The following is a 7,071-nucleotide window of genomic DNA, read 5'->3' as shown; positions in this document are numbered from 1 at the left end:
CCCGGCGCCCGGTTAACACCAACGGCGCCGAGGGGGGCCGCGCCGTTCACCCGCACCCCCGGGGCGGATCAGGAGGAACGTTTCCTCCTGAGCCGCCGCGGTGGTCCCTAAGCTTCCGGTGGCATAGTCGGTTACCCGGTCTGACCAGTCCGACAACACTCCCGGCTCCGAGGACCGTCGTACCCTTGGTGAGTGACCGACGCCGTAGCAGCCATCCCAGAAGAAGCAGCCCCGGTCCCGCTCCTTGAGCCCAAGGAGGGGATCCCGCCCGTCGTGGCGGACGAGGAGGCGCTGGCCGCCACCGTCGCCGCCTTCGCCACGGGCACCGGACCGGTCGCCGTCGACGCCGAGCGGGCCTCCGGCTACCGCTACGGCCAGCGCGCGTACCTGATCCAGCTGCGCCGCGCGGGCGCCGGCACCGCGCTCATCGACCCGATCGCCTGTCCCGACCTCAGCGGGCTCGGCGCCGCCCTCGCGGACGCCGAATGGGTGGTGCACGCCGCCACCCAGGACCTGCCCTGCCTGGCCGAGGTCGGCATGAGACCGCAGCGGCTGTTCGACACCGAGCTGGCCGGGCGGATCGCCGGCTTCGCCCGGGTCGGCCTCGGGCCGATGACCGAGAGCGTGCTCGGCCTGAGCCTGGCCAAGGAGCACTCCGCGGTCGACTGGTCCACCCGCCCGCTGCCCGAGCCGTGGCTGCGCTACGCCGCTCTGGACGTCGAGGTGCTGGTCGAGCTGCGGGACGCACTCGAACAGGAGCTGGACGCCCAGGGCAAGCTCGGCTGGGCCCTGGAGGAGTTCGCCGCGATCGCCGTCGCGCCCCGCCCGGCCCCGCGCACCGACCCGTGGCGGCGCACCTCGCAGCTGCACAAGGTCCGCCGGCGCCGCCAGCTGGCCGTGGTGCGCGAGCTGTGGCTGGCCCGCGACCGGATGGCGCAGGAGCGCGACGTCTCGCCGGGCCGCGTCCTGTCCGACGCCGCGATCGTCAACGCCGCGCTGGCCATGCCGCTGAACATCGCCGCGCTCCAGGCCGTCCAGGGCTTCGGGCCGCGGGTGCACCGGCGCCAGCTGGAGCAGTGGCTGGCCGCCGTGCAGCGGGGCCGGGAGGTGCCGGAGAACCAGCTGCCGCCGGCCGCCGCGCCGCACGACGGACCGCCGCCGCCGCGGGCCTGGGCCGAGAAGGACCCGGTCGCCGCCGCCCGGCTGTCCGGCGCGCGCAGCGCCGTCAGCGAGCTGGCCGAGAAGCACAACCTGCCGGCCGAGAACCTGATCACCCCCGACCTGGTCCGCCGGGTCTCGTGGGAGCCGCCGGCCGACGCGGGCGCCACCGGGGTGGCCGCCGCGCTGCGCGGCCTCGGGGCCCGGCAGTGGCAGGTCGACCTGGTGGCGCCGGTGGTGGCCGCCGCGTTCGCCGCCGCCGCGGCCGCACAGGGCTGACCTCACGCGTTCGCCGAAGGGGGACGCCGTCCGCACGGACGGCGTCCCCCTTCCGTGCGTCCGGAGCCGCCATCGGGGCGCGGTCCTGGTCGGACGTGTCGCGGGACACACCGGGTGAACAGTCCGAGGGGCCTGGGCAGGTTGGTTACCGACCGGTAGCATGGCGGTGAAGCGGCGCCGCTCGGGTCTTCGCCGGCGGCAGCCTGCCCACCTCAAATGTTGGTCCCTGGGAGGAGAGCCCCCGTGCCTCGTACCGCGAGGGACGTCGTCTTCGTCGATGGCGTCCGCACCCCGTTCGGCAAGGCCGGCCCGAAGGGCATCTACCACGAGACGCGCGCCGACGACCTCGTCGTCAAGTGCATCCGGGAGCTCGTGCGCCGTAACCCGAACCTGCCCGTCGAGCGCATCGACGAGGTGGCCATCGCGGCCACCACGCAGATCGGCGACCAGGGTCTGACCATCGGGCGCACCGCCGCCCTGCTGTCCGGCCTGCCCAAGTCCGTGCCCGGCTACGCGATCGACCGCATGTGCGCCGGTGCGCTGACCGCCGTCACCACCACCGCCGGCGGCATCGCCTTCGGCGCCTACGACATCGTCGTGGCCGGTGGCGTCGAGCACATGGGCCGCCACCCGATGGGCGAGGGCGTCGACCCGAACCCGCGCTTCGTCTCCGAGAAGCTGGTCGACGAGTCCGCCCTGTTCATGGGCATGACCGCGGAGAACCTGCACGACCGCTTCCCGCACATCACCAAGGAGCGCTGCGACGCCTACGCCGTGCGCTCCCAGGAGAAGGCCGCCAAGGCGTACGCCAACGGCGACATCCAGCCCGACCTGGTGCCGATCACGATCCGCAACACCAACCCCGAGGTCGGCGAGACCGGCTGGGGCCTGGCCACCGTGGACGAGCCGATGCGCCCGGGCACCACGATGGAGTCGCTGGCCGGCCTCAAGACCCCGTTCCGTCCGCACGGCAACATCACCGCGGGCAACTCGGCCGGTCTGAACGACGGTGCCACCGCCTCGCTGCTGGCCGCCGAGGACGTCGCCGAGGAGCTCGGCCTCCCGGTCAAGATGCGCCTGGTCTCCTACGCCTTCGCCGGCGTCGAGCCCGAGGTCATGGGCATCGGCCCGGTCCCGGCCACCGAGAAGGCGCTGGCCAAGGCCGGCCTCACCATCGACGACATCCAGGCCTTCGAGGTCAACGAGGCCTTCGCCGTCCAGGTGCTGTCCTTCCTCGACCACTACGGCATCGCGGACGACGACGAGCGGGTCAACCCGTTCGGCGGCGCGATCGCCTTCGGCCACCCGCTGGCCTCCTCCGGCGTGCGCCTGATGAACCAGCTGGCCCGCCGCTTCGAGCAGCGCCCGGACGTCCGCTACGGCCTCACCACGATGTGCATCGGCTTCGGCATGGGCGGCACCGTCATCTGGGAGAACCCGCATTGGAGCGGAGCGGAAAAGTCGTCTCAGGTCGAGGGTGGTAAGTGAGCATGAGCAACACCACTGAGCTGCTCCAGCACGGCGCCGAGCTGTTCCCGGGCGAGGTCGTCACGACCGCCCACGTGCGCCACCTGGACCTGCCGCTGCAGGCCGGCAAGCTGGCCCTGATCACCCTGGACAACGGCTTCGACCACACCAAGCCGACCACGTTCGGCCCGGGCTCGCTGCTGAAGCTGAGCGTGGCGCTGGACCAGGTCGAGGCCGAGGCCGCCGAGGGCACGATCGTCGGCGCCGCGATCACCGGCAAGCCGTTCATCTTCGCCGTCGGCGCCGACCTCAAGGGCGTCGAGCTGCTCAAGGAGCACGCGGACGCGCTCGCCATCGGCAAGGGCGGCCACGAGGTCTTCAAGCGGATCGCCGCGCTGCCCGTCCCCACCTTCGCCTTCTACAACGGCGCGGCGATGGGCGGCGGCGTCGAGGTCGGCCTGCACTGCGACTACCGCACCGTGTCGGCGGGCGTCCCGGCGTTCTCGCTGCCCGAGGTCTTCCTCGGCCTCGTCCCCGGCTGGGGCGGCTGCACCATCCTGCCGAACCTGATCGGCCCCGCGAAGGCCGTCAAGGTCATCATCGAGAACTCGATGGCGCAGAACAAGCAGCTCAAGGGCAAGGACGTGTTCGAGCTGGGGATCGCCGACGCGATCTTCGAGCCGGCCGACTTCCTGGAGCAGTCGCTGCTGTGGGCGGCCAAGGTCCTCAAGGGCGACCTGGCCGTCCAGCGCGAGGAGATCGACCGCGGCAAGGCCTGGGACGACGCCGTCGCCTGGGGCCGGCTGGTCGCCGACGGCAAGGTGCACGGCGCGGCCCCGGCCGCCTACCGGGCGCTGGACATCATCGCCCAGGTCAAGGACCAGGACCTGCAGGCCGGCTTCGACGCCGAGGACGCGGCCCTGGCCGACCTCATCATGGGCGGCGAGCTGCGCAGCGGCATCTACGCCTTCAACCTGGTGCAGCGCCGGGCCAAGCGCCCGGTCGGCGCGCCGGACAAGTCGCTGGCCCGCCCGGTCTCCAAGGTCGGCGTCGTCGGCGCCGGTCTGATGGCCTCGCAGCTGGCGCTGCTGTTTGCCCGCCGTCTGGAGGTGCCGGTGGTCCTCACCGACATCGACCAGGAGCGCGTCGACAAGGGCGTCGGCTACGTCCACGCCGAGATCGACAAGCTGCTCGGCAAGGGCCGCATCGGCCAGGACAAGGCCAACCGCCTCAAGGGCCTGGTCACCGGCTCGCTCGACAAGGCCGCCGCCTTCGGCGACGCGGACTTCGTCATCGAGGCCGTGTTCGAGGAGATGGGCGTCAAGCAGACCGTCTTCGCGGACCTGGAGAACGTGGTCTCGCCGACCTGCGTGCTGGCGACCAACACCTCCTCGCTGTCGGTCACCGAGATGGCCTCGAAGCTGAAGCACCCCGAGCGGGTCGTCGGCTTCCACTTCTTCAACCCGGTCGCGATCCTGCCGCTGCTGGAGATCGTCCGCGGCGACAAGACCGACGACGCCTCGCTGGCCACCGCCTTCGCCGTGTCGAAGAAGCTGAAGAAGACCTCGGTGCTGTGCAAGGACGCCCCGGCGTTCGTGGTGAACCGGATCCTGACCCGCTTCATGGGCGAGATCCAGAACATCATCGACGAGGGCACCCCGATCGCCACCGTCGAGAAGGCCGTCGAGCCGCTCGGCCTGCCGATGTCCCCGATCATGCTCCTGGAGCTGGTCGGCCCGGCCATCGCGCTGCACGTCTCGGAGACCCTGCACGGCGCGTTCCCGGAGCGGTTCACCGTCTCCGAGAACCTCGGCAAGGTGGTCAAGGCCGGCAAGCGCGGCTTCTACACCTGGGTGGACGGCAAGCAGGTCCTCGACCCCGAGGTACTGGAGCTGCTGGCCTTCGGCGACTCGGTCCTCACCGAGGAGCAGGTCCTGAACCGCTCCCTGGAGGCCGTGGCGCAGGAGATCGGCCTGATGCTGGAGGAGGGTGTCGTCGCCGAGGCGCAGGACATCGACCTCTGCATGATCACCGGTGCCGGCTGGCCCTTCCACCTGGGCGGGATCACCCCGTACCTGGACCGTGAGGGCGTCTCGGAGCGGGTGAACGGCAAGAAGTTCCTCGCCCCCGGCGTGGCCTCGGTGCCCGCGTAAGGCGTAGCCCGTACGAACGGCGGAGCCCCGGTGACCTGGACGGTCACCGGGGCTCCTTCGTGTCACCCGCCGGGGAGGGGTCAGTGCCTGAGGCGGGTCAGTGCCTGAGGCGGGTCAGTGCTTGAGGCGGTAGAAGACCGTGTCGCCGATGACGCCGATCATCTCGTAGTGGGTGTCCAGCAGGTTCTCGATCCGGGGGACCATGACGGGCTGGTAGGGGGCGATGCCGGAGTCGTCCACGAAGACCTCGGGCAGGCCGTTGGCGAGCTCCTTGTCGAAGGTCTGCCAGGCGTTGGAGACGCTGAACTGCTCGCCCACGTTGGGGTTGCCGTCCTTGCCGCCGCTGTAGTTGGTGAGGAAGCCGGCGGTCAGGTAGCGGGTGGCGGGCTTGCGGTCGGCCAGCCAGTACAGCTCGGGGTGCATGCCCCAGACCAGCACGGTGTCCTTGGGGGTGGTCTGGGCGGCCACCGCGGTGGCGACCTCGGTGGTGCGGCTGAGCCGCTCCCCCGGCCAGGCCAGGGCTAGGCCCCAGAAGACGGTGGAGGCGACCGTCGTGTACACCAGGACGGGCTTCCAGCGGACCGCCGAGGTGGCCACCGCGCCGGTGCCCAGGAGCACCAGCGGGGGGATCAGCTGGAGGTAGTAGTGGCCGAAGAAGTGGAAGCCCACGCTGACCGCGACGGCCGACGAGAGCAGCCACATCCACAGGTCGGTCGTGGAGCCGTGCTCCTCGCCGGCCACCGGCAGCGGGCGGTGGCGGTGCTTGAGCCACAGGCGCCGGCCCACCGGGAGCAGGAAGCCCAGTCCCGCGGCGGCCAGGATGGCGGAGTTGCCGAGCGCGCGGCCGGTCATCTGCAGCCAGGCGCCGCCGAAGGAGGCGTAGTCGCCGCTGCCGGTGACCACCCAGAAGAGGAAGCCCTTGGGCTTGGTCAGGATGACCGCGACGAGCGCTATCGGCAGCGCGAAGCCGAAGCCGATCTTGAACAGGGCGGGCGGCCAGCGCACCCCGCGCCGGCGGGCGTCCTGGAGGAGCATCCACAGCACCGGGAGCAGCACGGCGCCGCCGGTCTGCTTGGTCAGCGAGCAGAGCGCGACGGCGATGCCGGCGGCCAGCCAGCGGCGGCGCTCGGCGTAGCGGAAGGCGGCCACCATGGCGGGCAGCATGAAGACCTCGAAGGTCGCCGCCTGGGTGTCCTCCGGGGAGAGCCCGATGGAGACCAGCAGATAGAGCAGCCCGGCGCCGGCGCCGGCCCGGTTGCCCCAGCGGCCGCGGGCGATGGAGGCCAGCAGGATCGCGGTGACCAGGTGGGCGACCACCGCGAGGGTGCGCAGCGGCCACAGCGAGGCGGAGCCGAAGACGGCGAAGCAGGCCTGGTAGAGCCAGGGCAACAGCGGCGGCTTGCGGTCGACCACGGTGTCGTACAGGACCCCGCCGTCGGCCAGCATCCGGGCCTGGGTGGCCAGGAAGCCCTCGTCGGGGCTCCACACCGGCCGGGCGAAGGAGGGGATGTGGGTGGCGAGCGCCACCAGTGCCAGCACCGGCACCAGCCTGGTCCAGTACCCGTTCTGCACGTGGGTACGGACGCGCTCGGGCAGGCGCTGGGCCAGCCCGGCGAGGCGGGGGTGGGTGGGGGTGGTCGGCACCATCACAACCTACCGGGCGGGATCGGCGCGGGCAGCGCCGGTCCCGCCTTTCGGTGCGATTATCGGCTCGTCTTGTGACGAGCTGTTACAGAGTTGGGGCAAATGGCCCCGGCGGCGGGGCTCAGGCCTCGACGCGGGCCCCGGCGGCGGCCTTGTCCAGACCGGCCACCAGAGCGGTCACCTTGCGGGCGATGTCCGGGGCGTTGAGGCCGATCTCCGCCAGGATCTCGGCCCGGGTCGCGTGGTCCAGGAACTCCTGCGGGATGCCGAAGTCGCGCACCGGCAGGTCCACGTCGGCGTCGCGCAGCGCCTGCGCCACGGCGGCGCCGACGCCGCCCGCGCGGCCGTTGTCCTCGATCGTGACGACGGC

At 71.9% G+C, this 7,071-nt stretch carries 5 protein-coding genes; 3 read left to right on the top strand and 2 right to left on the bottom strand.

Annotation, left to right across the window (positions count from 1 at the left end; genetic code table 11):
* Positions 1-192 precede the first annotated feature (192 nt).
* The 3 genes from AB0O00_RS25290 to AB0O00_RS25280 all read left to right on the top strand — a co-directional run bounded on the left by AB0O00_RS25290 (position 193) and on the right by AB0O00_RS25280 (position 5,057).
* Positions 193-1,437, top strand: a complete 1,245-nt coding sequence (locus AB0O00_RS25290) for a ribonuclease D (protein ID WP_363655390.1) — start codon at positions 193-195, stop codon at positions 1,435-1,437.
* Positions 1,438-1,680: 243 nt separating this feature from the next.
* Entirely contained in the window at positions 1,681-2,925 is a 1,245-nt protein-coding gene (locus AB0O00_RS25285) for an acetyl-CoA C-acyltransferase (RefSeq protein ID WP_363655388.1), read from the top strand.
* A gap of 2 nt (positions 2,926-2,927) precedes the next feature.
* A complete protein-coding gene (locus tag AB0O00_RS25280; protein WP_363655386.1) occupies positions 2,928-5,057 on the top strand; it encodes a 3-hydroxyacyl-CoA dehydrogenase NAD-binding domain-containing protein in 2,130 nt (709 codons plus the stop codon).
* Positions 5,058-5,171: 114 nt separating this feature from the next.
* Here AB0O00_RS25280 and AB0O00_RS25275 read toward each other — a convergent pair whose 3' ends face one another.
* Positions 5,172-6,701 (bottom strand): glycosyltransferase family 39 protein, encoded by a 1,530-nt coding sequence (locus tag AB0O00_RS25275; protein ID WP_363655384.1) that lies wholly within the window; start codon positions 6,699-6,701, stop codon positions 5,172-5,174.
* A 121-nt stretch (positions 6,702-6,822) separates the two neighbouring features.
* The coding region (locus tag AB0O00_RS25270; RefSeq protein ID WP_363655382.1) for a transketolase C-terminal domain-containing protein at positions 6,823-7,071 on the bottom strand (249 nt) is incomplete at its 5' end.

Source organism: Kitasatospora sp. NPDC093558, assembly GCF_040683475.1.
GTDB lineage: Bacteria > Actinomycetota > Actinomycetes > Streptomycetales > Streptomycetaceae > Kitasatospora.
The sequence above is the reverse complement of the archived record's forward strand: the minus strand, read 5'-3'. Positions and strand labels throughout refer to the sequence as shown.

What these genes read in the sequence shown, in the direction of transcription:
- AB0O00_RS25280 (WP_363655386.1), top strand. Translation starts at nt 2,928, where the DNA reads ATGAGCAACACCACTGAGCTGCTCCAGCACGGCGCCGAGCTGTTCCCG.